Source organism: Streptomyces sp. NPDC087422, from assembly GCF_044744145.1.
Lineage (GTDB): Bacteria > Actinomycetota > Actinomycetes > Streptomycetales > Streptomycetaceae > Actinacidiphila.
Map to the genome: position 1 here is coordinate 391,575 of NZ_JBIUXT010000003.1, position 25,396 is coordinate 416,970.

Below are 25,396 nucleotides of genomic sequence, written 5' to 3' on the forward strand. Positions count from 1 at the left end.
CCCCCCCGACAAGGGCGCCCTTGCGCAGGGCGGTACCCCGAGTTTTTAGGGGCGCGGGGAACTGCGCGACCAGCCCCCACCGGGCTGTCAGCCCGAAAACAACAGCATCTGCCCCGCTGGGGCCGGTTTTTCACGGCGCACCATCGCGCTGGCTGAGCGCGCAGTTCCTCCCCCAGCTACCGCTGGGAGGTGCCCCCAGCGCCCCTACAAGATTCGGCGCGCCGCCCAGCGCAAGGAAACCGTCCGGGGCCGCGCCACGGAGGAGGGGCCGTGCGCCCGGAGGGGCACTGACCGTGAGGGTCAGTTCTCCGGGGTGGCCGCGTCCGACGTCGGCGGGGTCGTCGGCGGGGTGGTGGGGGGCGTGGTCGGGGGGGTGGTGGGGGGCGTGGTCGGCGGAGTCGTCGGCGGGGTCGTGGGGGGCTTGGTGGTCGCAGTCGTCGGCGGGGTCGTGGTCGGAGTCGTCGGCGGGGTCGTCGCCGGAGTCGTGGTCGGGTCGGTCTGGTCGGACCCGGTCTCCGTCGGCTCCGTGGACGGCGGGTCGGACGGGGTGCCCGTGTCCTGGGTCACCGACGGCGACGGGGAGTTGGCGGGCGCGCCGCCGTCCCCGCCGGTACCGCGCGTGGCGAAGTAGACGCCCAGCGCGATGGCCAGCACCGCGGCGATGGCGAAGAGCACCGGCTTGAGCCAGCGGTTGCCGCCGCCGCCCGGCGGCCGCTCGCCGTAGCCCTGACCGCCGTCGTCGTCACCGGTGCCGGAGATGCCGGCGAGCAGCGGGGCGCCGAATTCGGCGGTGGTGCTGTTGCCGGGCCGCCCCTGTGCCACGACGGTCGGCGACATGCCGCCGGTCCGGGGGCCCGCGAGGGGGGTGATGACGCCGGTGTTCCACATGCCGCCGGTCCAGCCGCCCTGCTGGACGAGCGCCTGGTGCGCGTACTGGACGACGCCGCGCATCTCCTCGGCGCTCTGGAACCGGTCGTCCGGCTGCTTGGCGAGCGCGCGCAGCACGAGCCCGTCCAGCTCGGGCGGCACCCGGTCGCTGATCTGCGACGGGACCTGCGGCTCGTCCTGGACGTGCTGGTAGACCACCGAAAGCGGCGTCTCGCCGGTGAAGGGCGGACGCAGCGCCAGCAGCTCGTAGAGGAGACAGCCGGTCGCGTACAGGTCGCTGCGGTGGTCGACGGCCTTGCCGAGCGCCTGCTCGGGCGAGAGGTACTGCGGGGTGCCCATGACCATGCCGGTCTGCGTCATCGTGCTCTGGGCACCGTGCAGCGCCCGCGCGATGCCGAAGTCCATGACCTTGACCGCGCCGTTCGTGGTGATGATCACGTTGGCGGGCTTGATGTCGCGGTGCACGATGCCGTGCTGGTGGCTGTAGGCCAGCGCTTCGAGGACGCCGGAGACGATCAGCAGCGCCTGGTCGACGGGCGGCGGCTCGGCGCTGGAGAGCAGGTCCCTGATGGTGTGGCCCTCGACCAGCTCCATCACGATGTAGGGGACGGTGCCGGTGGGCGTACGGTCCTCGCCGGAGTCGTAGACCGCGACCACCGCGTGGTGGTTCAGACCCGCGACGGCCTGGGCCTCGCGGGTGAAGCGGGCCTTGGAGACCGGGTCCTCGGCGAGGTCGGTGCGCAGCAGCTTCACCGCCACGATCCGGCCCAGGCGTACGTCCTCCGCCGCGAAGACCTCGGCCATGCCGCCGCGGCCGAGCCGCCCGGTCAGCCGGTAGCGGCCCTCGCCGACGACGGTGCCCACGCCCCACTGGCCGGATGTCTCCGACGCTCCGGGGCCCGGGGCCGTCTCTTTGGGGTCGACCATCAGTCCTCGCCGTCGTTCGTACGCGGTCATCGTCCGGGCGGGCGCGCGCGGACGCCCGTATCGTACGGATGCCCCGGAGCGGCCACCGTACCGCTTTCGCGTGCCCCGCCGGGCACACGTCCGCGTCACAGCACCTCAATACGGCGGTCCCGCGGGGATACACAGCATGTGCGTGCCCGATGTGCGTCAGGTGACGAGATGGTCAACGAACTTGACGTGTCCGTGCGATGGGCCAGACTTGGCGGGCAAGCTCGGGGACGAATATCGCCACAGGCAACCGCACAGGTACCGGCGCGACCCTCTCCCCGGTGGACTTTCCAGGGGGTAGCGGTACAGATGAGCGGGGACGCCACGCAGGGCGAGTACACGGGGCGCTCGGTCGGCGGCGGGCGGTACGTGCTGCGCGACCTGCTGGGCGAGGGCGGCATGGCGTCTGTGCACCTGGCGCACGACACCGTGCTCGACCGGCCGGTGGCCGTCAAGACCCTCCACACCAACCTGGGCAACGAGCAGTCCTTCCGCGAGCGCTTCCGCCGCGAGGCGCAGTCCGTCGCGAAGCTGAACCACACCAACATCGTCTCCGTCTTCGACTCCGGCGAGGACACCATCGACGGCCAGCTCGTGCCGTACATCGTCATGGAGTACGTCGAGGGCAGCCCGCTGGGCGACGTGCTGGCCGCCGATGTGGCGCAGCACGGCGCGATGCCCGCCGACAAGGCGCTGAAGATCACCGGGGACGTGCTGGCGGCGCTCGCGGTCAGCCACGAGATGGGCCTGGTCCACCGGGACATCAAGCCCGGCAATGTGATGATCACCAAGCGCGGTGTGGTCAAGGTCATGGACTTCGGCATCGCGCGCGCCATGCAGTCCGGTGTCACCTCGATGACGCAGACCGGCATGGTGGTCGGCACCCCGCAGTACCTGTCGCCGGAGCAGGCGCTGGGGCGCGGTGTGGACGAGCGCTCCGACCTGTACTCGGTCGGCTGCATGCTCTTCGAGCTGCTGACCGCGCGGCTGCCCTTCGACGCGGACTCGCCGCTGGCGATGGCGTACCAGCACGTACAGGAGATCCCGCCCGCGCCGTCGGGGTTCAACCGCGCGCTGGGCCCGGCCGTGGACGCGCTGGTGGCGCGCGCGCTGCGCAAGAACCCCGCGGAGCGCTTCCCGACCGCGGACGCGATGCACGACGAGGCGGACCGGGTCCTGGCGGCCACGCGGCGCGACACGATGCCGCTGATGTCCGGCTCCGCGCCGCCCACCGGCAACCGCGGCCAGGACGTGGCGGCGTCGGTCTTCCCGTACGCGCAGGGCCCGCTCCAGACCCCGCCGCCGCAGATGCGGACGCCGTACGCGCCGGGCAATCCGCAGCAGGGCGGTTACGGGCAGCCCGCGCCGGCCCCGTCGCTGCCCTCGGCGTACGGCTACCCGCAGCAGTCCCAGACGCCGCCGCCGACCCCGGCGTACACCATGGCGCCCCAGATGCAGCACCAGCAGCAGATGCCGCAGCAGCGCGCGGGCGGTCACCCGGGCGGCGGCATAGGCGGCCCCGGCGGTCACGGCGGTGTCGGCGGCGGCACCGGTGGCGGCGGGAAGTCCAACACACCGCTGATCGCGGGCGCGGCCGTCGTGGTCGTGGCCATCGCGGTGATCGTCGCGATCGTCCTGGCCAACAGCGGCGGCGGCAAGGGCAGCCCCAGCGCCGACGACCAGTCGGGCGGCCCGACGACCTCGTCCTCGACCCAGGCGTCCGACGACCCGACCACGGGCACCGGCGCGGGCGACGTCGTGAACGGCGACCAGAGCCGCACGATCGACCCCGACAAGTGCACCAAGGCGCACAACGACCTGATCTCGAACGACCCGGACGTCATGACGATGCCGGACTTCACGTCGATCTACGTGGACTCGGTCGTCGCCTGCATCAAGGCGGCGGGCTGGCAGTACACGATCAAGCAGACCGACGAGCAGCAGTGGGGCAAGGGCGCGGTGACCAGCCAGACCCCGAAGTATCTGGAGGACTACAACCCGAAGAAGGGCGGCAAGGTCACCATCTGGGTGTCCACCGGCAAGAGCTCGAACTGACCGGGCCCCCGCCGGTGCGACACCTCACCGGCTCGGATGCGGATTAAAGGCCGGACATGAGATCCGGACTAGAGATACGGGCCCGAGCGGGCGCCCTGGTTGCCGCCGTCGTCCTCCTCGTGGCCGCCGGCGCCGGGCGGCAGGGCGCGCCGCATCTGTTCGAGCTGGGCGCGGGCCGCCATCTGCTGGGCGAACAGCGCGGTCTGGATGCCGTGGAAGAGCCCTTCGAGCCAGCCGACGAGCTGGGCCTGGGCGATCCGCAGCTCCGCCTCGCTGGGCACGCTGTCGTTGGTGAAGGGCAGCGAGAGCCGGTCCAGCTCCTCCACCAGCTCGGGCGCGAGCCCGGCCTCCAGCTCCTTCACCGAGCTGGCGTGGATCTCCTTCAGGCGTACGCGGCTGGCCTCGTCGAGCGGCGCCTGGCGCACTTCCTCCAGCAACTGCTTGATCATGCTGCCGATGCGCATGACCTTCGCGGGCTGCTCGACCATCTCCGTCACCGGGATCTCGCCGTGCTCGCCGCCGTCACCGGTCGGCGCGCCTCCCAGGGCCATTCCGTCGGAACCGACGATCAGGACCTGCTGATTCGGTGAGTGCTGCGGATTCTGCGGATTCTGCGAGCTTTCCGGCGAGCGTTCGTTCATCGCGTTCATCGGCATCTCCATACCGCCATTGTCCCTTAGGACGCGCGGCGGGCGAGCTGGGTGCGCGAGCGGGTGACCAGGGCCGCGAGCAGAGCGGCGCCGAGCGGCACGGCGACGATCAGCAGGGCCAGCGTGCTCCACGGGACGACGATCGGCACGTGCGGCAGCCTGCTCGTGCCGCCCCAGCCCCCGTCCAGCGCCTGGTGGTAGTACTTCCACTGCTCGCGCCGCTCGGTGTGCCGCAGCCCCACCGCGGGCAGCACGCCCGCCGCCGAGCCGAGCACCACGCCCATCGTGGCGATCACCCCGCACTGGAGGCCGGAGAGCGTGCGCCGCACCCGCGGCGGCGCGCCGATCGCGGCGAGCGTCTTCAGATCGGGCTCGGCGTCGGCCTGCGCGAGGCCGGTGGCGATGCCCGCGGCGCCGATGGTGACCAGGCCCGCGAAGAGCGTCAGGGCGAGCAGCACCAGGCTGTTGTCCCTGGTGTAGCCGCGCTCCAGATAGACCTCCGTGTCGGTGCCGATCTTGGCGAGGTCGCTGTCCAGCGCCTGCCGCTCGGGGCCGTTGGGCATCCGGGCGTTGGTGTAGAAGGAGCCCAGCGGCATCGTGTCGATCCCGACGCCGTCGGCGGCCTGCTGCGGCATCACGGCCAGCAGCCCGTACGTCCGGTCACGGCCCTCGGCCGCCAGGTGCACCGGCACCGACTTGACCGGGCCGACCGGCTCCTGTCCGTCGGGCACCGCCTTGTTCGTGTCCAGGGTGATCTTCAGCTTGAGCGTGCCGCGGTCGAGGTACCCCTTGTCGAACAGCACGGTCTCGCCGCGCGCCAGCGCCTGTTCCGCGTCCCCGTCCCGGATGCCGAGGGCGTGCAGGACGGCCGGGCCGCCGATCAGGACGGCGCTGCTGGTGGGCATGGCGGTCAGGCCCTCCACGTACGCGCAGCGCCAGTCGTGGGCCAGGGCACGGCGCTCGGCCAGGGTGAGCGCGGTCGCGCCCTCCGGCCGGTCGGTCGGGCACACGTTGGCGGCCGGCTTCACCGGCTGGACGTCGCCGCAGCCGTCGCCGCCACCGCCGCCCGCCTGGCAGTTCTTGCCGCCGACGACCATCGCGGACACGTCGGCGCGGCCGGAGACCGGGTAGCGCTTCTCGACCGCCGCGCGCACCGCGGTCAGGTCACGCCCGCGGTCGCTGTAGGCCGCCACCGCCACGACGCCGCGCGGCAGTTGGGCCTCGTACGCGTCCCTGTCCTGCCGGTCGGCGCTCGCGGAGTACGTGGCGACCGCCACCGTACCGGCGACGGCGGCCAGCACGGCCGCGACCGCGGGCGCCGTACGGCCCCGGTTGCGCACCGCGTCGCGCAGCGCGAGCCGCGGGGACAGCGGCAGCCACTTGCCGGTCCTGCCGAACATGCCGACCAGAGTGGGGGTGAGCGCGACGATGCCCAGCTCCGCGATGCCGGAGCCGCCGCCGACCGCGAGGGTGCTGTCGGTGCGCAGCGAGCCGAAGACCGCGATGCCGCCGCCGAGGCAGATCGCGCCGATGCCGAGGACCGGCAGCACGCGGTTGGCGTGCCGCACACCGCGCCGCCCGGTCAGCGACGCCAGCACGCTCTGCCGGGACGCGGTGACCGCGGGCACGACGGCGGCCAGCAGACCGGTAAGTACGGCCAGGCCCGCGATGCCGAGCAGTTCGAGCGGGCGCAGCGTCAGACCGCCGAAGCGGCGGCCGACGAAGTCCTCCAGCGGGGAGCGCAGCAGGACGGTGAGCAGCAGGCCCAGCAGGGTGCCGACGACGGCCGCGGCGACGCCGATCACCAGGCCGCCGGAGAGCACGATCGCCCGGATGTGGCGGCGGTCGCCGCCGTTGGCGCCGACCAGGCCGAGCTGGCGGCGCGAGCGCCGCGCGCCGACGGCGAAGGCGGGACCGGCCAGCAGGCAGATCTCCAGCATCGACAGGCCGACGATGGTCGCCGCCACGGCGACGGCCGTGGCCTTCCCCGTGTCGCCGGTGCGGTAGGGGGCACTGCCGTTGCGCGACTTCGTGTAGAGCGGCACTTCGGAGTCGGCGGGCGGGTGCAGCACCACCGCGCGGGACTTGACGTAGATGCCCCGGGTGTTGGCTTGCTGCACCATCTGCCAGGAGTAGTCGCCGCTCGGCAACCCCACCAGGTAGGTGGTGTAGGCCGAGTCGTCCTCGCCGTTCAGCGCCTTGCGCGCGGCGGTGTAGGGCGCGATGAAAGCGCCCGGCCGCGCGATGACCTGCTCGGTGCCGAGCGTGTCCGGCAGGTCGTACGCGCCGACGATCTTGTACGTACGGTCCACGTCGCGGACGACGAGCTTCGAACCGACCTTCAGACCGGCGGACTTGAGGAACGCGGTGGTGGCGATGACCTCGTGGTCGGCCGCCGGGTAGCGCCCGCGGTCCAGGTGGGTGATGCCGCGCGCCAGCGGGTCGCCCGCCTCCAACTCCCGCACGGGGGCGGCGAGCAGACCGTACTTCGTCTTGAAGCGGGCGTAGGTCTGGGAGTCGGAGATCCAGCGCGCGCCCCGGGGCAGCGCGGTCAGCGGGTCGGTCGGCTTCGGGGTCTCCTGCTGTTCCGCCAGGTCCGCCGCCGACGGCGTGGCGTCCGGGTCCGCGGTGGCGTCCTTCACCGAGGTCCAGATGTCCGCGGGCGGGTCCTGGTAGATCGGCCGCCCGTTGGCGTCGGCGTCCGCAAGGCGCGCGTCGGCGGCGCCGATGTCTCGGCTCAGCTTCTGCTCCGGGCTCAACTGGGAGCTGCGGATGGTGATGTCGGCGGCGCTCACGCCGATGATCGGCAGCGCGATCATCGCCAGCACCATCGCGCTGCGGCCCTTGGAGCGCCAGGCGTCACGGCGGGCGATGCGGATGGCGGCGCGCCACGAGTTGAGGTTCCCCGCGCGGGCGCTCGGGCCGCGGTCCTGCGAGGCGGCGCGGTCCTGCGAGGGGCCGCGGTCCTGCGAGGCGGCGGGGTCCTGCGAGGCGGCGCCGCTCACTGGGCCGCACCGCCGGTCAGCAGCGACTCGGCGGAGGAGCGCAGCGTCATGTCCACGACGGAGCCGTCCCGCAGGAAGACCACCCGGTCCGCCCACGCGGCGAACCGCGGCTCGTGCGTCACCAGGATGCCCGCGGCGCCCGCGTCACAGCGCGAGCGCAGCAGCGCCAGTACGGTGTCGCCGGTCTCCGAGTCCAGCGCGCCGGTGGGCTCGTCCGCCAGGACGAGGCGGCGGTCGCCGACCAGCGCGCGGGCGATGGCCACCCGCTGCTGCTGGCCGCCGGACATCTCGTCGGGGAAGCGGTCGGCCAGCTCGCCCAGGCCCATCTCCTCCAGCGCGGCGACCGCCTCGCGGCGCGCCTTGCGGGCGCCGGTGCCGTCCAGCTCGCGGGGGAGTGCCACGTTCTCGGCGGCCGTCAGCGCCGGTATCAGGTTGTAGTCCTGGAAGACGTAGCCGATGCTGCGGCGGCGCAGGGCCGCGATCTCCTTGCGGCTGGCCGTGGTCAGGTCCGTGCCCTCCACGATCACCCGGCCGGACGTCGGCAGGTCGAGGCCGCCCGCGATGGTCAGCAGCGTGGACTTGCCCGAGCCCGAGGGGCCCATCACGGCGACCAGTTCCCCCGGACGCACGTCCAGGTCTATCCCGCGCAGCGCGTGCACCTCGGTCGCTCCGGTGCCGTGCACGCGGGTGAGGGCTTCCAGGCGGAGGACGGGCGCTTCCGGCGGCGCGGCTTCGGTGTGCGGCTTTACGGACATGGGCGGTGCGTCCCCCAGGGTCGTGGAGTGCTCGTGCGGCGAAGTGCTCGGGTGCTCGGGTTTCGGCGTGCTCGGGTTTCGGGGTGCTCGGGTTTCGGGGTGCTCGGGTGGCGGTGGTCCGGCCGCTGGTCGGGCGGGCCGGTCCTGGCCGGGAGGTGGCCGCGCGACGCGGCCGGGCGCAGGGGTGGGGCGTACGGGGTGGGGCGTACGCGGTCAGGCGTACGGGGCCGGGTGCCGGTCGGCGCGCGGCTCAGCGGCGGGCCCGGGTCCGCCTCAGCGCGCCGCGCAGCACCCCGTCCGGCGCGGCGTCCTTCCCGTCGTCCTTCCCGTCGTCCAGGCCGCCGCCGTCGGCGGGGTCGGCGGGATCGGGAGTCGGGGCCGGTGCGGCGGGCTCGGCCGTCGGCGCCAGCGCCGTCAGCCGTACGAGCCGGGTCTCGCAGTGGTCGAGCCACCGCGCCTCGGCCTCCGCCTGGAAGATGAGCTGGTCGAGAACGAGCTGCCAGGCCACGTCGTCGCGGTCCGGCGCCCCGCTCTGCGCGGGCGCCGCCTCCAGCGCCTGGCCCTTCAGCCGGGTGTAGTCCTGCATCGCCCGGATGGTGTGCGCGCGCTGCGCCTGGATGACGGCCCGCACGTCCACCTCCGGCGATCCGACCGCCATGGCCAGCTTGATCGCCAGCTCGTTCCGCGGCGGATTCGCCCGGTCCACGGGCCGGGCGAACCACTCCCGCAGCTCACCCCGCCCGCCCTCCGTGATGGCGTACAGCGCGTGTCCGGCGTCGTCCTCGCCCGCCGGCACCACCAGCCCGTCGCGCTCCAGCCGCGCCAGCGTCGTGTACACCTGCCCCACGTTCAGCGGCCAGGTGGAACCGGTGCGGGACTCGAACTCTGTTCTGAGCTGGAAGCCGTATCGCGGCCCCCGCTCCAGGAGGGCCAGCAGGCCGTGGCGGATCGACATACTGAGTATGTATACCGAGTATGGACCCGCCTTTCAAGGCCGCGGCGACCCGTCCGACCGGGCACAACGGGACATGAGGGGCGCGTGCGACCGCCTCGGGGTCAGTCGCGCCGCAGGCGCAGGCCCAGGAAGCCGAGACCCAGGCCGACCAGGGCGAGGCCGGCGCCGAAGGGGAGGATGCGCAGGACGCGGCGGCCGGGCTCGTAGACGGCGGGAGTCTGCGCGCGGGCCTGGGTGCGGGCGGCGTCGGGTCCTGCGGGTGCCGAAGGGCGCGGCGGGGCCTGGGCGGGCCCGCCGTCAGGGACCAGGAAGGGCGCCGAGCGCGCGGCGCCGTAGGTGGACCGTACGGGCGGGGTGAGCGGCGGCCTGGCGGCCCCGTCGCCCGGTACGGACGTCGGTGTCGGCGTCGGGACCGGTGGCCGCAGCGGGCCCGCCGGGGTGGCGGGAACGGCGGGGGAGGCCGGGGGCCGGACGCCGACCGTGGGGTCGGGGGCCGGCTTGGCGGCCGGAGCGGTGGGGGTGGGGGTGGCCGGAGCGGTCGGCTCGGTGGTGGGCTCCTCCGTCACCGGCGGCCCGCTGGGCCCGGTGGTCGGCGCGGCGTCCTGGCGTCCCCCGAGTCCGGGGCCGCCGACCGTCTCGTGCCGGCCGACGAGGCCGGGGACCAGCCCGGTGAGCACCTCGGTGACGATGTCCGCGCCCGGCGCCGGGAGCGGACGGACCGCCGGGGCCGTGGGCTCGTCGGGCCCGGGCGCGACCGCCCACGCGGAGCCCGTCGCCATCACCGTCGCCGTCGCCGTCGCCGGAACGAGCAGCGCCCCCGCGAGCAGCACGGGCGCCGCCCTCCGTATCGCGCTTCGCCTGTCGGGTGCCCGCCGCACACGTCCCGCCTCTCCACCGAACCCTGTGTGGATTCAGCGTCACACGCGGCAACATTTCCGGCATCCCGGACGGCCGGCTCCGTATCGGACCGTTATCCGCGAGAGGGCGTGTTCATGCCGTGGTCAGGAGCACTTTTCCGATGTGGGTGCTGCCGTCCACCACGCGGTGCGCCTCGGCCGCGTCCCGCAGCGGGAGCGTACGGTCCACGACCGGCCGTACGGTTCCGGCCTCGATCAGCGGCCACACGTGCTCGCGTACCGCCGCCACGATCGTGGCCTTCTCGTCCAGCGGCCGGGGCCGGAGCGAGGTCGCGGCGACGGCGGCGCGCTTGCTCAGCAGCGTGGCCAGATTCAGCTCGCCCACGAGGCCGCCCTGGAGGCCGATGACGACCAGGCGGCCGTTGACCGCGAGCGCGTCCACGTTCCGCCCGAGGTACTTCGCGCCCATGATGTCGAGGATCACGTCGGCCGTGACGGCCTTCTCGAACTCCTGCTCGCGGTAGTTGATCAGGATGTCCGCGCCCAACTCCCGGCAGGCCGCCAGCTTCTCGGCGCTCCCCGCCGTGACGGCGACCGTCGCCCCCACCGCCTTGCCGAGCTGGACCGCCATCGTGCCGATCCCGCTGGAGCCGCCGTGCACCAGCAGCGTCTCGCCGGGGCGCAGGTGCGCGGTGAGGAACACGTTCGACCACACCGTGGCCGTCACCTCGGGCAGCGCCGCCGCCGTCACCAGGTCGATCCCCTTGGGCACCGGCAGCAGTTGGCCCGCCGGCACCGCCACCTTCTGCGCGTACCCGCCGCCCGCGAGCAGCGCGCACACCTCGTCCCCGACCCGCCACCCCGCGACCCCGGAGCCCACCTCGACGATCCGCCCCGAACACTCGAGACCCGGATACGGCGACGCCCCCGGCGGCGGCTCGTAGAACCCCTGCCGCTGCAACAGATCCGCCCGGTTCACCGCCGTCGCCGCCACCTCGACGACGACCTCGCCCTCCCCCGCGACCGGATCCCCCACCTCCGCCCACGTCAACACCTCGGGCCCGCCCGGCTCCGGAATCGTCATCGCATACATCCCCCGAGGCTACCGCTGCCCTCAGCCCCCCAGCCCGCCACGGCCCCACCCCGCCGTTTCCCTTGCGCCGGACGGCCCGCCGAGTCTCTCCGGGGGCACGGCCCCCGCCGGTTCCATTGCGCCGGACGGCCCGCCGATCTTTTAAGGGGCGCGGGGAACTGCGCGACCAGCCAGCACGGGGGCGCGCCCGAAAAACCGGCCCCAGCGGGGCAGACGCCGTCTGAAAGGCACGCCCTGCGCCAGCCCGGCGCGCGGCCCGAGGCGAAGGAGACGCGAGGGGCCGCGCCCCTAAAAAACACGCCCTGCGCACGTGCGGGCGGGGACCTAGGCGAGGGGCGGGCCGGCGGGCCCGGCACGGTGGATGGCGATCACGCGGTCGGTGAGAAGCAGAGGCGCAGCCTCCGGATCGTCGTGGTCGAGAAGCCGATGCCCCCGCTTGACCGACACGACGAGGTCGTGGAGGTCACGCGGCGCCTGCCCCGCCTCGGCCTTGGTCACCGGCCGTTCGATGAGATCGAGCCCGCTCCCGTAAGTGATGAGGTCGTCCATGACGACCCCGACGCTGGGGCTGAGCATGGACAGCCCGAGAAGCCGCCCGGCGGCACTGGAGCTGGTGATGACGGCGTTGGCCCCGGACTGCCGCAGCAGCGGCGCGTTCTCCTCCTCGCGGACGGACGCGACGATATGGGCGCGCTTGTTGAGCTGACGCGCGGTCAACGTGACGAGCACGGCGGTGTCGTCGCGCTGCGCGGCGATGACGATCTCCTTGGCGACCTGGGCCTCGGCCCGCAGCAGCACGTCGTTGCGGGTGGCGTCGCCGACGACGGCGACGTACCCCTCGTCGGTCGCGGCCTGCACGACCTTGGGGCTCGGGTCGACGATCACGATCCGGCTCTGCGGGATGCCGCGGCCGATCAACGTCTGGGCCGCCGACCGGCCCTTGGTCCCGTATCCGACGATGACCACATGATCGCGCAAGGTTCTCCTCCAGCGCTTGAGGCGGAACTGCTCGCGGGTCCGCTCGGTCAGCACTTCCAGGGTCGTCCCGACCAGGATGATCAGGAAGATCACGCGCAACGGCGTCACCAGGAAGGTGTTCGCGAGCCGGGCGCCCGTACTGTACGGGACGATGTCGCCGTAGCCGGTCGTCGACAGCGTCACCGTCGCGTAGTAGAGCGAATCCAGGAACGACACCGAGCCGTTGGCGTTGTCGTGGTAGCCGCCGCGGTCGAAGTAGACGATCAGGACGGTGGCGAGCAGGACCAGCAGCGCCATCAGCAGGCGGCGCGAGACCTGGAGCAGCGGGCCCGCGGCGGGACGCGGGAAGGCCACCCGGCGGTACCCCGCCGTACCGGCGGAGATCGCCGCCGAGGCGCTGCCGTCGCCCGTGCCGTCGGCGCCGTCCGCGCCGCCGGGGGGAGGATCGGCGCGACCGGCCGCCGCGTCGTACCGGGGCAGTTTCATATCCCGCTCCCCATCATGTGCCGCTCACCTTCATATACCGGTGTCGTCCACCGGTCCGACGACGTATCGCTTCGCGTACGGGATCACGTACCACGTGACATGGGCTGACGGCGGTCACGTACCCCGTACCTTCACGTATCGAGCACCACCGCGTACGCACCGGGGTGCCCTCACGTGCCGCTCCCCCACGCCAGCGCGAGCGCCCCGGTGTCGAGTACGGCCGTGTCGTCGCCCGCGCGGGCGCCGCCGGGCGGGATCACGGCCATGCCGTCGGCGGCGGCGAGGCCGCGGAGCATGGCGGGGCCGGAGTAGGTGAGCGGGCGCGCGGCGGAGTCGTCGTCGAAGACGACCGGGACGAGCCGGGTGTCGACCGGGTGACCCGGCACGTCGGCGGTGAGCGGGGCCGCGTACGGGGCCGGTACGGGGCGGCCCGCGAGGGTCCGCAGCAGGGGGGCGGCGAGGGTCAGGACGCCGGACACGGCGGCCAGCGGGTTGCCGGGCAGCCCGATGAGGTGGGTGCCCGAGGGGAGTTCGGCCAGCACCATGGGGTGTCCCGGGCGGACGGCGACGCCGTCGACCAGCAGTTTCGCGCCGAGCGCGGCGAGGACCGGGTGCAGGTGGTCGACCGGTCCGCCCGCGGTGCCGCCGGTGGTGACCACGAGGTCGGCGGTGCTCTCGCGGACCGCCCTGCGCAGGAGGTCGGCGTCGTCCACCAGCCGCCGTACCGCCACCACTTCGGCGCCGAGCGCGCGCAGCGACGACGGGAGCATCGGGCCGAGCGCGTCCCGTACCCGCCCCGACCTGGGCAGGCCGTGGTCCAGCAACTCGTCGCCGAGGACCAGGACTTCGACGCGCGGCCGTACGGTGACGGTCAGCTCGTCGTAGCCCGCGGCGGCGGCCAGACCGAGTACGGCGGGCGTCACGACGGTGCCCGCGGGCAGCAACTCCTCGCCGCCCCTGCACTCCTGGCCGCGCATTCTGACCTCCTGGCCCGGCGCGGGCGCGGGGTGCGGCGACCGCACCTGCAACCACTCGCCGTCCGTGCGGCGCTGCGTCCAGCCGTGTTCGCTGCGCAGCACCGCGGTGGTGCCGGTCGGCACGGCGGCGCCGGTCGCGATGGGGGCGGCGTGGCCGACGAGCAGCGGCTCCGCCGGGCGCTGCTGTCCGGCGAGCACCGAGGCGCCGCGCAGCCGCCACGGGCCCGGGCCCGCCACCGCCCAGCCGTCCATCGCGGAGGAGTCGAACGACGGCAGGTCCGTCAGCGCCGTCAGCGCCCTGGCCAGCGTCATGCCCAGCAGGTCCTCTCCCAACTCCCGTGTTTCGGAGCCGAGTCGGCGGCCGACGCGGCGCGCGATCCGCCGCGCCTCGGGCCACGGCACGGCGTCGGCGGGGGAGGGGAGCGGGGTTTGGGGCTGGGGCTGGGGCTGGCGCTGGGGTTGGGCGGGTGCCTGCGCGGGGGCCGGGCCCTGGACGGGGGGCCGGGGCGCGGGGCCCTCCGGGGTGGGGGCGGTGTCGTCCCGGCCGTGGCGGAGGGCGACGGACAGCGGGTCGTTACGGTCCTGGCCTCCGGGACGGGCCGCGCCGGCGGCGGTACGGCGCGACTCGTTCGCCAGGGCGAGGGCGTCGTCGAGCGCGCGGTCGGCCGCGTCGGAGGCGCGCGGGTCGGAGGCGCGCGGGTCGAAGGCGCCCGCGTCGAAGGCGCCCGCGTCGAACGCGCCCGCGCCGGGACGGGTGCCGCTCATTCCGCCAGTTCCGGGTCGGTGCCGGGGGTGCCGGGGGTGGCGGGGGTGCCTGGTTTCCGCGCGTCGGCCTCTTGCGCGTCGGCCTCCTGCGCCCAGCGCACGGCCAGGGCGGCGGCCTTGTCGGCCGCCTCCCGTACGGCCTCGGGGCCGCCGCCCGCGCGCGCCGCCGCGTAACCCACCAGGAAGGTGGTCAGCGGCGCGGCCGGACGAGCGACGCCGTGCGCCGCGTCGCGGGCCAGATCGAGCAGGACGCCGGTGTCCACGTCCAGCTCGATACCCAGTTCGGTCTTGGCTGCTGCGATCCATTCGTCCAACACAGGGCCATGGTCCCTGAAACCCGGCTCACTGTGGGACAGGCTCACCCCTCGGACACCCCGTCCAGCCGTGCCCGCGCCACCGCCACGTCCTCCCACGTATCGCAGTCGAACGACGCGTCCCCCGTCGGATCGGCCCGCCTGCGCACCACCAGCTCCCGTGTCAGCAGCCGCAACGGCAGCCCCGCCAGCCCGCCGTGCTCCCCCTTGAGCAGCGCCACCTCCCGGCGCAGCGCCTCCCCCCAATACGCCCCCGCCAACGGCTGATCCCGCCCTCCCGCGTCGGTGAGCAGCACCCCTTCCGTCCCGGTGCCGAGCGCGCCCAGCGCCTCCACCAGGCCGGTCACGGCGCCGACCGTCAAGAACGGCAGATCGGCCGCCAGCACGACGACGATTTCCGGCGCGGGAAGCGGCGGCCCGGATGGGGCCAAGTGGGCCAACGCGGTCAGCCCGGCGTCGAGCGCGGGCAGCGGCCCGCCCCCCGGCGGCTCCTCCCGCGCCCAGCTCACCGGCCGTACGGTCCCCCGGCGCGGCCCCACGACCACCGTCCGCTCCGCCCCCGCGCACGCCGCCAGCACCCGGTCGAGCAGCATCCGCCCCCCGACCTCCACCGCCGCCTTGTCCACCCCCCCGAGCCGCCTCGCCCCACCCCCGGCCAACACCACCCCATCAAACCCAGTCGCCACCCCCCGAGTATCCCCGGCCCCGGCGCACCCCGATCTTTTTAGGCGCGCCCCCGCGCTGGACGGTGCGCCGATCTTTTAAGGGGCGCGGGGGGACCTCCCAGCGCCCGGGGGTCAGACGGCGGCGAGGAGAACGGCCGGGCTCTCGACGCAGTCAGCGACAAAGCGAAGGAACCCCCCTGCGGTCCCACCGTCGCAGACCCGGTGATCGAAGGTGAAGGAGAGCTGCACGACGTGACGCACGGCCAACTCGCCCTGGTGAACCCACGGCTTGGGGGCGATACGGCCGACACCGAGCATGGCGGCCTCGGGATGGTTGAGGATCGGGGTGGAACCGTCCACCCCGAAGACCCCGTAGTTGTTGAGCGTGACGGTGCCGCCGGTCAGGTCCCGCGGCGTCAGCGCCCCCGTCCGAGCGGCCTCGGTCAGGCGGCCGATCTCCGCGGAGAGCCCGGCCGTGGACCTGGTGTGGGCGTCGCGCACGACAGGCACGACCAGGCCGCGTTCGGTCTGCGCCGCGAAGCCGAGGTGGACGGCTGGCAGCCGTACGATCTCGCGCCGCTCGGTGTCGACCGTGGCGTTCAGCTCCGGGTAACGGGCCAGCCCGGCCGTCACGATCCTGGCGAAGAGGGCTAGCACCGAGATCCGCTCGCCGCCCGAGGCGTTCATCGCCGCCCGCGCGGCCAGCAGTTCGGTGGCGTCGGCGTCCACCCAGCACGTGGCGTCCGGTATCTCCCGCCGACTGCGGGCCAGCTTGTCCGCGACCATGCCGCGTACCCCGCGCAGCGGCACCCGCTCCTCCCCCGCTGGCGCGGGAGCCGGGGCCGGAGCCACGGCAGGTGCCGCCGGAGCCGCCACCGCGCGCTCGACGTCCGCCCGCAGGATCAGCCCGTCGGGCCCCGTACCGGCCAGGGCCCGCAGGTCCAGCCCGTGTTCCCTGGCCAGCCGCCGGACCAGCGGCGATATGACGGCCACCGGGCCGTCAGCGACAGGCGCCCCGGCGACAGGCACCTCGGTGACCGAAACCGCCGCCTGCACCGACCCGTCCACCGCCCGCACCCGTCCGCGGCGCCGCGCCACCGCCGTACCGGTGCCGTAACCGACCAGCACATTGCCCGAGCCCTCATCGGCCCCGCCGCCCGAGGCGTCCGAGTCGCCCGAGGCGTCCGGGCCCGCCGGGTTCCCGGCCGCGTCGGAGTGCGAACCCACCGCGACCGTGACCAGGGGGCGGCCCACGTCGAGGGTGTCGCCCTCGGCACCGAAGCGGGCGGTCACGACACCGCCGTAGGGGCAGGGGACCTCGACGACGGCCTTCGCGGTCTCGACCTCGACCACCGGCTGGTCGATGGCGACGACCTCGCCGACCTCCACCAGCCAGCGCACGATCTCCGCCTCTGTGAGCCCTTCGCCCAGGTCGGGGAGCGTGAATTCCTTGACGACGGCCATCAGCCCTCCCACTGCAAGCGGCCGACGGCGTCGAGAATCCGGTCGACGCCCGGCAGATGGTGCCGTTCCAGCATCGGCGGCGGGTAGGGGATGTCGAATCCGGCGACACGCAGGACCGGCGCCTCCAGGTGGTGGAAGCAGCGCTCGGTGATCCGGGCCGCTATCTCGGCGCCCATGCCGCCGAAACCGGACGACTCGTGCACGACGACCGCCCGCCCGGTGCCGCGTACGGCCGCCGCGACCGTCTCCTCGTCGAAGGGCACGAGGCTGCGCAGATCGACCACGCCCAGGTCCCAGCCCTCCTCCTTGGCGGCCTCCGCGGCCTCCAGGCAGACCGGGAGCGAGGGGCCGTAGGTGACCAGCGTCGCGGTGCGCCCGGTGCGCCGCACCACGGCGCGGCCGATCGGCGGAACCTCGGCCGGCGCGACCGGCGACCAGTCGGACTTGGACCAGTAGAGCCGCTTGGGCTCCAGGAAGACCACCGGGTCGTCGGAGGCGATGGCCGCCCGCAGCAGCCCGTAGGCGTCCTCGACGGTGGCCGGGGTGACCACGTGGAGGCCGGGGGTGTGCGCGTAGTACGCCTCGGAGGAGTCGCTGTGGTGCTCGACGCCGCCGATTCCGCCGCCGTACGGGATGCGGATGGTGATCGGCAGCGGCAGCGCGCCACGCGTGCGGTTGCGCATCTTCGCCACATGGCTGACGAGTTGCTCGAACGACGGGTAGGCGAAGGCGTCGAACTGCATCTCGACCACCGGGCGGAGCCCGTACATCGCCATGCCGACCGCCGCGCCGAGGATGCCCGCCTCGGCGAGCGGAGTGTCGGTGCAGCGGCTGTCGCCGAATTCGGCGGCGAGCCCGTCGGTGATCCGGAAGACGCCGCCCAGGGTGCCGATGTCCTCGCCGAGGACGTGGACGGAGTCGTCGGCCGTGAGCGCGTCACGCAGCGCCTGGTTGAGGGCCTGCGCCATGGTGGCGGGTCTGCGGGTGGGCGCGGCGGCGCGGCCCGCGGTCGGTGCGACGGTGGTCATGACTGCCGCTCCGCTTCCAGCTCGGCCCGCAACTGGGCCTCCTGCTGCCGCAGTTGCTGCGTGGGCTCGGCGTAGACGTGGGCGAACAGCTCCATCGGGTCGAGCCGCGGATCGGCGTTCATCCGCTCCCGCAGGTCCGCCGCCATGGTCTCGGCCTCGTCGGCCGCGCTCCGCCTGACGTCGTCGTCGAGCAGTCCGCGGCCGGTCAGCTCCCGTTCCAGCAGGGCGATCGGGTCGTGCGCGCGCCAGGCGGCGACCTCGTCGTCGTCGCGGTAGCGGGTGGCGTCGTCGGCGTTGGTGTGCGCGTCCATCCGGTAGGTGACGGCCTCCACGAGCGTCGGGCCGCCGCCGTCCCTGGCCCGCCCGACGGCCTCGGTCAGCACCTCGTGCACGGCGGCCGCGTCGTTGCCGTCGACCAGCCGTCCCGGCATCCCGTAGCCGACCGCCTTGTGGGCGAAGGAAGGGGCCGCGGTCTGCTTGGCGAGCGGCACGGAGATCGCGAAGCCGTTGTTCTGCACGAGGAAGACCACCGGGGCCTGCCAGACGGCCGCGAAGTTCAGCGCCTCGTGGAAGTCGCCCTCGCTGGTGCCGCCGTCGCCGACCATGGCGAGCGCCACGACGTCGTCGCCGGTCAGCCGGGCGGCGCGGGCCAGCCCGACCGCGTGCGGGAGCTGCGTGGCCAGCGGGGTGCTGAGCGGCGCCACCCGGTGTTCGTGCGGGTCGTAACCGGTGTGCCAGTCGCCGCGCAGCAGTGTCAGCGCCTCGACCGGGTCCACGCCTCTGGCGACCACCGCGAGGGTGTCGCGGTAGCTGGGGAACAGCCAGTCACGGGGCCGCAGCGCGAGAGCGGCGGCGATCTCGCAGGCCTCCTGACCGGTGCTCGACGGGTAGACGGCGAGCCTGCCCTGCTTGGTGAGGGCGGTGGCCTGCCGGTTGTAGCGCCGGCCGCGGACGAGCTGCCCGTACAGCGTGCGGAGCAGGGCGGGGTCGAGCTCCGCGGCGGCGGGGGTGCCGAGCAGCCGGTACGGCTCCGGGTCGGGCAGCAGCGGCGCGGCTTCGGTGCGGGGGCGCCAGGCAGGGGTGTCCAGCACGGTCATCGCGAGCACCTCCTTGTGGTCGGTGACCGAAAAAGCGATCGGGCGTGAGCGGGTGTCGCTCCCTACCGATTGTTCGGTCGCCGGAGGCATTTTGGCTACAGGGTGGTTTCGCCTGTGGACAAACGGTTCTGCACAGCCTGAGATGGAGCCAGTACGTCCATGGTAAGGAGGCACGGGGGGATGGCGAGAGAACAGATGGCCGCACAGGACCCGGAGGTCCGACCGCTGGACCCGATCGACCGCACGATCCTGCGGCTGCTCCAGGAGGACGGAAGGGCCTCGATACGCTCCGTCGCCGAGCGCGTGCATGTCTCACGGGCGAACGCGTACGCCCGGATCAACCGGCTCATCGAGGACGGGGTCATCCGAGGTTTCACCGCTCGCGTCGACCACGAACGCGCGGGCCAGGGCGCGTCCGCGTACATCACGCTCAAGATCGTCCAGAATTCCTGGCGGACCGTCCGTGAACAACTCATCACTCTTCCGGGTGTTGCCCACATTGCCCTGGTAAGTGGTGATTTCGATGTTTTGCTACTGGTCCACACCGCCGACAACCGGACCCTGCGCGAACTGGTCCTCACCCGGCTCCAGGCCATCGAGGAAGTCCTCAGCAGCCGCACCCTGCTGGTCTTCGAGGAGACCGACCAGGTCGTCGGCGACTGAGGACCGGTGCCGGCCGCGACCGCGACCAGCGCCTCCGGTCAGCCGCCGTACTTCTTGAGGAACGCCTTGACCTTGGCGTAGTTCGCCTCGTCGGACAGCATGCTCACGCCGTGGTTGAAGCCGCCGACGATCGTCAGGTCGTTCTCCTTCGCCTTCTTCGTCAGCTTGCTCAGCTCCTTCGTGGAGTCCTGGAAGGGGCTGTCCAATTCGGCGGCCATGTAGAAGACGGGCATCGTCAGATTCGGTACGACCATCGAGGCGTCCATGCCGGAGTACGTCGAGGGCGCGGACAGCGAGACGACGGCGTCGACCGGCGGCGTGATGGTGCCCGCGGCGGACAGCACCGCCGTACCGCCCTTGGACGCGCCGACCAGCAGCAGCTTCGTCACGCCCTTGGATCGCAGGTAGGCCGCCGCCGCGGTGAGTTCCCGCACCTCGCTGCCCGCGGAGTTCACGGCCAGCACGCGGTAGCCGTCCGCGGCCAGGTCCTGCGCGTGCGGCACCCACTGGCAGACATCCCCGTCCGCCTGGTGGGCGAGCACCAGCCCGGTGCCGCCGGTGCCGGTCAGATAGCCCTCGACGTCCTGGCCGTCCCCGGCCGGGAAACTCACCGAGCCCGCCTTGGCCTGTTCGGGTGACAGGCAGCCGAAGCCGTTCACCGTGGCGGTGGGCGTGGGGGCGGGCGCGGCCCTGTCCTTGTCCTTGGCGCCCCCGCCGCCTCCGCACCCGGCCAGCAGCAGGAGGGAGACGGCCAGCGCGGAGGCGGCCACCGCCCGCACCGGCGGCCCGAATCGCGCGACAGATCGCTCAGCGGAGAACATGGCTGGATCGTGCCGGGGCCACCCCCGGTGGGTCAATGGTCTGGACCATCCGACCGCACGGTCGCCCGGCTCGCCGTCGCTACGTACGCAGCCCGTCGAACGCCATCCGCACCACCGCGTCCGCCACCTGCTGCCGGTCGAGCGCGCCCTTGGCCTCCGGCCGGTACCACTCCACGATCGAGTTGATCATCCCGAAAAGCAGCCTGGTCGCCAGCCTGACATCCACGTCGCCGCGCAGATCGCCGTCCGCGACCGCCGCCTTCAACAGATCCGCCACCCGCTGGTCGAACTCCCTGCGCCGCTCCATCGCCCAGCGCTCGGTGTCGGTGTTCCCGCGCACCCGCAGCAGAAGGGTGACGTAGGGAAGTTCCGCCATCAGCACCTCTGTCGTACGCCGGGTGACGTACTCCAGGCGCCGCACCGCGCGGCCGTCGACCGCTCCGGGCTCCTCCAGGATGCCGAAAAGCCCCTCAAGGGCGCGGCCCACCGCCCTGTTCAGCAGTTCTTCCTTGCCGCGCACATGGTGGTAGATCGACGACTTCGAAATGCCCGCGGCGCGCGAGAGATGCTCCATGGACGTGCCGTCGTAACCGCGCTCGTTGAAGACCTCGACGGCGACGGCGAGCAGCGAATCCGGCGTATAGGTGTCGCGCTTGGGCATGGTCATGAGGAGATCATTCTTCCTCCGCCCTCGCGCGCCACAGCACTTCGACCGAAGGCGCGTAACGGCCGTTGGGGTAGTACGAGTGCAGCGACTCCAGCGTTTCGCGCACCCAGGACAGGGAGAGCCGCTCGCCCCATTGCAGCGGGCCCAGCGGGTAGTTCACACCGAGGCGCATGGCGGTGTCGACATCGGCGGCGGACGCCACTTCCTTGGCGACGGCGTCGGCCGCGAGGTCCACCAGCATCGCGACCGTCCGCGCCACGATCAGTCCGGGGACCAGCCGGATGACGCTGACCTGCTTGCCGAGCGCCTGGAAGAGCCCGACGGCCTCCGCGAGCGCCGCGTCCGGCACCTCCGGGGTCCGCGCGAGCGCCATCCTGGTGGCCGTCGTGTAGTCGGCCGCCAGGTCGAACTGGATACCCGGCTCCAGGGTGCCGTCCGCCGGGTAGAGATACGTTCCGTCACTCAGCTCGAAGCCCTGGACGCCGTCGTCCTCGGTGACCTCGATCCCGGCCGCGCGCACCAGGCCGACGAGGGCCTGCGCGGGACCCAGATCGCCGTGCACCACGCGCTGCGGCGCGTCCGCGGGCTCCGCGGTGTGCGGTCCGGGCGCGGCGCCATGCTCCGGCGCCGGTTCGTACACGAACCAGCCGCGGCCTGTCTTGCGGCCGAGGCGGCCGGACTCCACCAGGCGGCGCTGGGCGAGCGACGGCGTGAATTTGGGGTCGTGGAAGAACGACTCCCACACCGATCTGGTGACCGCCTCGTTCACGTCCTGGCCGATCAGGTCGGTGAGCGCGAAGGGGCCCATGGCGAAGCCGCCACATTCGCGCAGCACCGCGTCGATGGTGGCGGGGTCCGCGGCCCGCTCCTCGTGGACGCGCAGGGCCTCGGCGTAGAAGGGACGGGCGATCCGGTTGACGATGAAGCCGGGGGTGTCGGCGCAGCGCACCGGGGTCTTTCCCCAGGCGGCGGCCGTGTCGTAGGCGGTGTCGACGGCTGCGGGGTCCGAGGCGGCGCCCGCGACGACCTCGACCAGCGGGAGCAGCGGGGCCGGATTGAAGAAGTGCAGGCCGACGAGGCGGCCGGGCAGCCGCAGGGCGCCCGCGACGGCGGTCACCGACAGGGAGGAGGTGTTGGTCGCCAGCAGGCAGCCGTCGCCGACGGTCTCCTCCAGTGCGGCGAAGAGCCGCCGCTTGACGGCCAGATCCTCCACGACGGCCTCGACGACGAGCGCGGCCGGTGCCAGGTCCGCGATGCCGTCGGCGGGGACGAGCCGGTCCAGCGCGGCCCGGTGTTCGGCCGTGTCGAGGCGGCCCTTCTCGGCCAGCCGGGCCAGCCGCGCCCCGACGCCCGCCGCGGCCTTCGCGGCCAGTCCCGGCGCGGCGTCGTACAGCAGCACGCGGTGCCCCGCGAGCAGCGCGACCTGCGCGATTCCCTGGCCCATGGTGCCTGCGCCGACGACGGCGACGACACCGCCGCGGTCAAGTGCGGTCACGGTGGCACAGCTCCTTCCCGAGGTACTGCGGAGATCCTGCCGGGTCTTTCCGAGTTATCCACAGGCCGGGACGTCCCTCTTGTCCCGACCGAACATTCGGTTAATCTAGCGTTGTCTCTGCTACTCAGCCCAGCTCGACGAGGAGTTGGTCCGCCATGTCCGCCACTGTCTCCGCCGTGACCTTGATCGAACGCCATCGTGACACGCTTGACAAGGCGCTCGATGCCGTCAGGACCCGGGCGTACTGGTCGCCCTACCCCGAGCACCCCAAGGCGTACGCCGACGCCGACGAGGGCAAGGCCGCCTTCGACGCGCTGCTCGGCCACCGCTTCGAGCTGGACCAGCCCGGCACGGACGGCTGGACGGGCACCGAGCGCTCCCCGTACGGCCCGGACCTCGGTGTGGAGTACCCGCACCCCGATCCGGACGTGCTGCTGCCCGCGATGCGCGCCGCGATGCCCGCCTGGCGGGACGCGGGACCCGAGGCGCGCGCCATGGTGTGCCTGGAGATCCTGGCGCGGATCAACGCGCGGACGCACGAGTTCGCGCACGCCGTGATGCACACCTCCGGGCAGGCGTTCACGATGTCCTTCCAGGCCGGCGGCCCGCACGCGCAGGACCGCGGCCTCGAAGCGGTGGCGTACGCGTACGTGGAGCAGGTCCGCACCCCGGAGACCGCGGAGTGGATCAAGCCGCAGGGCAAGCGCGACCCGCTCAATCTGCGGAAGTCCTTCACCGCGGTGCCGCGCGGCATCGGCCTGGTGATCGGCTGCAACACCTTCCCGACGTGGAACGGCTATCCGGGGCTCTTCGCCTCCCTGGCCACCGGCAACGCGGTGCTGGTCAAGCCGCACCCGCGCGCGGTGCTGCCGCTGGCCCTGACCGTACGGGTGGCGCGCGAGGTGCTGGCCGAGGCGGGCTTCTCGCCCGACCTGGTCTGCCTGGCCGTCGAGCGGCCCGGCGAGGGCCTGGCCAAGACCCTGGCGCTGCGCCCCGAGGTCCGGGTCATCGACTACACCGGCTCCACCGCCTTCGGCGACTGGCTGGAGGCCAACGCCCGCCAGGCGCAGGTCTTCACCGAGAAGGCCGGCGTCAACACCGTGGTGATCGACTCCACCGACGACTACCGCGGCATGCTCTCCAACCTCGCCTTCTCGCTGTCCCTCTACAGCGGCCAGATGTGCACCACCCCGCAGAATCTGCTGATCCCGCGCGACGGCATCGACACCGACGCGGGACGGCGGAGCTACGACGAGGTGGTCGCCGACATCGCGGGCGCGGTCGACGGGCTGCTCGGCGACGACGCGCGGGCCAACGCGCTGCTCGGCGCCCTGGTGAATCCGGACGTCAAGACACGGCTCGAAGCGGCCCCCGGGCTGGGCGAAGTCGCCCTCGCCTCCCGCTCGGTGACCCACCCGGACTTCCCCGACGCGGTCGTCCGCACCCCGGTGCTGGTCAAGCTCGACGGCGCAAAGCCGGACGCCGAGGCGGCGTATCTGTCGGAGTGCTTCGGCCCGGTCGCCTTCGCCGTGGCCGTGGACTCGACCGCCGACGCGCTGGAGCTGCTGCGCCGTACCGTCCGCGACAAGGGCGCGATGACGGTCGGCGGCTACACCACCTCCGCCGAGGTGGAGCGCGGCCTGGAGGAGGTCTGCTGGGAGGAGTGCGCGCAGCTCTCGCTCAATCTGACCGGCGGTGTGTACGTCAACCAGACGGCCGCCTTCTCCGACTTCCACGGCTCCGGCGGCAATCCGGCGGCCAACGCGGCGCTGTGCGACGGCGCGTTCGTCGCGAGCCGCTTCCGGATGGTGGAGGTGCGGCGGCCCGCCTGATCGCGGGGTTCAGGGGCGGCCGGGTACCCGCGGCGAGCGGGACGTGGCCGCCCAGTGGAAGAGCGCCATGCCGACGCTGGTGGCCAGGTTGTAGCTGGAGACCTGCGGACGCATCGGCAGGGCGACCAACTCGGCGGCGCGTCCGCGCAGTTCGTCGGAGACGCCGTGCCGCTCCGAGCCGAAGACGATGAGCGCGTCGTCGGGGAGTTCGACGGAGCGGATGTCCTTGCCCTCCGGGTCGAGGACGTACAGCGGTCCCGGCGGCAGCGCGTCGGCGGCCGTACGTTCCACCGCGGTCGCGTAGTGCAGTCCGGCGCCCGCACGCAGGGCGTTGGGGTGCCAGGGGTCGAGATCTCCGGTGCTGACCACGCCGGTGACGCCGAATCCGGCCGCCAGCCGGATCACCGCCCCGACGTTGCCGAGATTGCGCGGGCTGTCCAGGACGACGACCGGTGCCTGCCGGGGCCGTTCGGCCAGCAGCGCCAGATTGGCCGCCCGGTCGCGCCGGTCGGCGAGCGCGGCCACCGCGGTGGGGTGCACCCGCGTCACCAGCCCGCGCAGCGCCGCGGCGGGGATCTCGGTGACGCGCGCCGCCAGCTCCTCGGCCAGGTCGGGGGCCAGCTCCGCCGCGAGGCGCAGCACGGCCGCCTTGTCGCTGCTGACCGCGGTGCGCACGCGGGCGCCGAAGCGCAGCGCGTGCTTGAGGGCGTGGAAGCCGTCGAGCAGCACCGCGTCCGGCGCGGCGGCCTGCCAGGCGAGGACGGCGGCCGTGGCGCTTGCGGTGGCCGCGTCGGCCCCGGTGGCCTGAGCGGCTTCGGTCGCCGGGTCGGCTCCGGTCGCCGGGTCGGGTTCGGCTGCGGCGCCGGGTCGGTGGGCGGCCTCGTCCTCGGTCATGGCCTCAGCGTACGGTGCGGCCCGTCTGCCCGATCACG

At 73.4% G+C, this 25,396-nt stretch carries 19 protein-coding genes and 1 pseudogene; 3 read left to right on the forward strand and 17 right to left on the reverse strand.

Annotated features, from left to right (window positions below; all coding sequences use genetic code 11):
• Positions 1 to 300: 300 nt before the first annotated feature.
• Entirely contained in the window at positions 301 to 1,815 is a 1,515-nt protein-coding gene (locus ACIO6U_RS11340) for a protein kinase (RefSeq protein WP_401717746.1), read from the reverse strand.
• Between the two features lie 336 nt (positions 1,816 to 2,151).
• Between ACIO6U_RS11340 and ACIO6U_RS11345 the strand changes: the two genes are divergently transcribed.
• Positions 2,152 to 3,897, forward strand: a complete 1,746-nt coding sequence (locus ACIO6U_RS11345) for a protein kinase (RefSeq protein ID WP_401717749.1) — start codon at positions 2,152 to 2,154, stop codon at positions 3,895 to 3,897.
• A 68-nt stretch (positions 3,898 to 3,965) separates the two neighbouring features.
• Here ACIO6U_RS11345 and ACIO6U_RS11350 read toward each other — a convergent pair whose 3' ends face one another.
• The 12 genes and pseudogenes from ACIO6U_RS11350 to pdhA all read right to left on the reverse strand — a co-directional run bounded on the left by ACIO6U_RS11350 (position 3,966) and on the right by pdhA (position 18,986).
• Positions 3,966 to 4,538, reverse strand: coding sequence for a proteasome activator (locus ACIO6U_RS11350; RefSeq protein WP_391043469.1), 573 nt, complete (start codon positions 4,536 to 4,538; stop codon positions 3,966 to 3,968).
• Positions 4,539 to 4,573: 35 nt separating this feature from the next.
• Positions 4,574 to 7,366: an FtsX-like permease family protein gene (locus ACIO6U_RS11355; RefSeq protein WP_401718501.1), complete on the reverse strand. Its 2,793-nt coding sequence runs from the start codon at positions 7,364 to 7,366 to the stop codon at positions 4,574 to 4,576.
• Positions 7,367 to 7,548: 182 nt separating this feature from the next.
• Positions 7,549 to 8,307: an ABC transporter ATP-binding protein gene (locus tag ACIO6U_RS11360; protein WP_355336729.1), complete on the reverse strand. Its 759-nt coding sequence runs from the start codon at positions 8,305 to 8,307 to the stop codon at positions 7,549 to 7,551.
• Between the two features lie 250 nt (positions 8,308 to 8,557).
• Positions 8,558 to 9,262, reverse strand: coding sequence for a PadR family transcriptional regulator (locus tag ACIO6U_RS11365; protein ID WP_401717752.1), 705 nt, complete (start codon positions 9,260 to 9,262; stop codon positions 8,558 to 8,560).
• A gap of 101 nt (positions 9,263 to 9,363) precedes the next feature.
• Positions 9,364 to 10,092, reverse strand: coding sequence for a hypothetical protein (locus tag ACIO6U_RS11370; protein WP_401717755.1), 729 nt, complete (start codon positions 10,090 to 10,092; stop codon positions 9,364 to 9,366).
• 160 nt (positions 10,093 to 10,252) lie between these two features.
• Entirely contained in the window at positions 10,253 to 11,212 is a 960-nt protein-coding gene (locus ACIO6U_RS11375) for an NAD(P)H-quinone oxidoreductase (RefSeq protein WP_355336726.1), read from the reverse strand.
• Between the two features lie 324 nt (positions 11,213 to 11,536).
• On the reverse strand, positions 11,537 to 12,676 hold the full coding sequence (locus tag ACIO6U_RS11380; RefSeq protein WP_188279870.1) for a TrkA family potassium uptake protein: 1,140 nt from the start codon (positions 12,674 to 12,676) through the stop codon (positions 11,537 to 11,539).
• Positions 12,677 to 12,846: 170 nt separating this feature from the next.
• Positions 12,847 to 14,418, reverse strand: a complete 1,572-nt coding sequence (locus ACIO6U_RS11385; protein ID WP_401717759.1) for a molybdopterin molybdotransferase MoeA — start codon at positions 14,416 to 14,418, stop codon at positions 12,847 to 12,849.
• Positions 14,415 to 15,394: pseudogene (locus tag ACIO6U_RS11390) on the reverse strand (DUF6457 domain-containing protein). Before ACIO6U_RS11390 ends, ACIO6U_RS11385 begins: the two are co-directional and overlap by 4 nt.
• 135 nt (positions 15,395 to 15,529) lie before the next feature.
• On the reverse strand, positions 15,530 to 16,861 hold the full coding sequence (locus tag ACIO6U_RS11395) for a dihydrolipoamide acetyltransferase family protein (RefSeq protein ID WP_401717761.1): 1,332 nt from the start codon (positions 16,859 to 16,861) through the stop codon (positions 15,530 to 15,532).
• Complete coding sequence (locus ACIO6U_RS11400) at positions 16,861 to 17,889, reverse strand: alpha-ketoacid dehydrogenase subunit beta (RefSeq protein WP_401717764.1); 1,029 nt, start codon at positions 17,887 to 17,889, stop codon at positions 16,861 to 16,863. Before ACIO6U_RS11400 ends, ACIO6U_RS11395 begins: the two co-directional genes overlap by 1 nt.
• The gene (gene pdhA / locus ACIO6U_RS11405; RefSeq protein WP_401305528.1) at positions 17,886 to 18,986 is read right to left on the reverse strand and encodes a pyruvate dehydrogenase (acetyl-transferring) E1 component subunit alpha; all 1,101 of its coding nucleotides are present in this window, start codon (positions 18,984 to 18,986) and stop codon (positions 17,886 to 17,888) included. The genes ACIO6U_RS11400 and pdhA overlap by 4 nt, the downstream gene beginning before the upstream one ends.
• A gap of 180 nt (positions 18,987 to 19,166) precedes the next feature.
• On the opposite strand from pdhA, the gene ACIO6U_RS11410 reads away from it, so the two are divergent.
• Positions 19,167 to 19,649 (forward strand): Lrp/AsnC family transcriptional regulator, encoded by a 483-nt coding sequence (locus tag ACIO6U_RS11410; protein WP_188279875.1) that lies wholly within the window; start codon positions 19,167 to 19,169, stop codon positions 19,647 to 19,649.
• Positions 19,650 to 19,687: 38 nt separating this feature from the next.
• Here the strand turns inward: ACIO6U_RS11410 and ACIO6U_RS11415 are convergent, their stop codons facing one another.
• The 3 genes from ACIO6U_RS11415 to ACIO6U_RS11425 all read right to left on the reverse strand — a co-directional run bounded on the left by ACIO6U_RS11415 (position 19,688) and on the right by ACIO6U_RS11425 (position 22,632).
• Positions 19,688 to 20,470 (reverse strand): alpha/beta hydrolase family protein, encoded by a 783-nt coding sequence (locus ACIO6U_RS11415; RefSeq protein WP_401717768.1) that lies wholly within the window; start codon positions 20,468 to 20,470, stop codon positions 19,688 to 19,690.
• A gap of 79 nt (positions 20,471 to 20,549) precedes the next feature.
• Positions 20,550 to 21,137, reverse strand: coding sequence for a TetR/AcrR family transcriptional regulator (locus ACIO6U_RS11420; RefSeq protein ID WP_401305523.1), 588 nt, complete (start codon positions 21,135 to 21,137; stop codon positions 20,550 to 20,552).
• Positions 21,138 to 21,144: 7 nt separating this feature from the next.
• Positions 21,145 to 22,632, reverse strand: a complete 1,488-nt coding sequence (locus ACIO6U_RS11425; protein ID WP_401717771.1) for a 3-hydroxyacyl-CoA dehydrogenase — start codon at positions 22,630 to 22,632, stop codon at positions 21,145 to 21,147.
• A 155-nt stretch (positions 22,633 to 22,787) separates the two neighbouring features.
• Here ACIO6U_RS11425 and paaN point away from each other — a divergent pair, with 155 nt between their 5' ends.
• Positions 22,788 to 24,464 carry a phenylacetic acid degradation protein PaaN gene (gene paaN / locus ACIO6U_RS11430; RefSeq protein ID WP_401717774.1) on the forward strand — a complete coding sequence of 559 codons (1,677 nt, stop codon included), beginning with the start codon at positions 22,788 to 22,790 and terminating at the stop codon, positions 24,462 to 24,464.
• Positions 24,465 to 24,473: 9 nt separating this feature from the next.
• Here paaN and ACIO6U_RS11435 read toward each other — a convergent pair whose 3' ends face one another.
• The gene (locus ACIO6U_RS11435) at positions 24,474 to 25,358 is read right to left on the reverse strand and encodes a TrmH family RNA methyltransferase (protein ID WP_401717777.1); all 885 of its coding nucleotides are present in this window, start codon (positions 25,356 to 25,358) and stop codon (positions 24,474 to 24,476) included.
• Between the last annotated feature and the right edge of the window lie 38 nt (positions 25,359 to 25,396).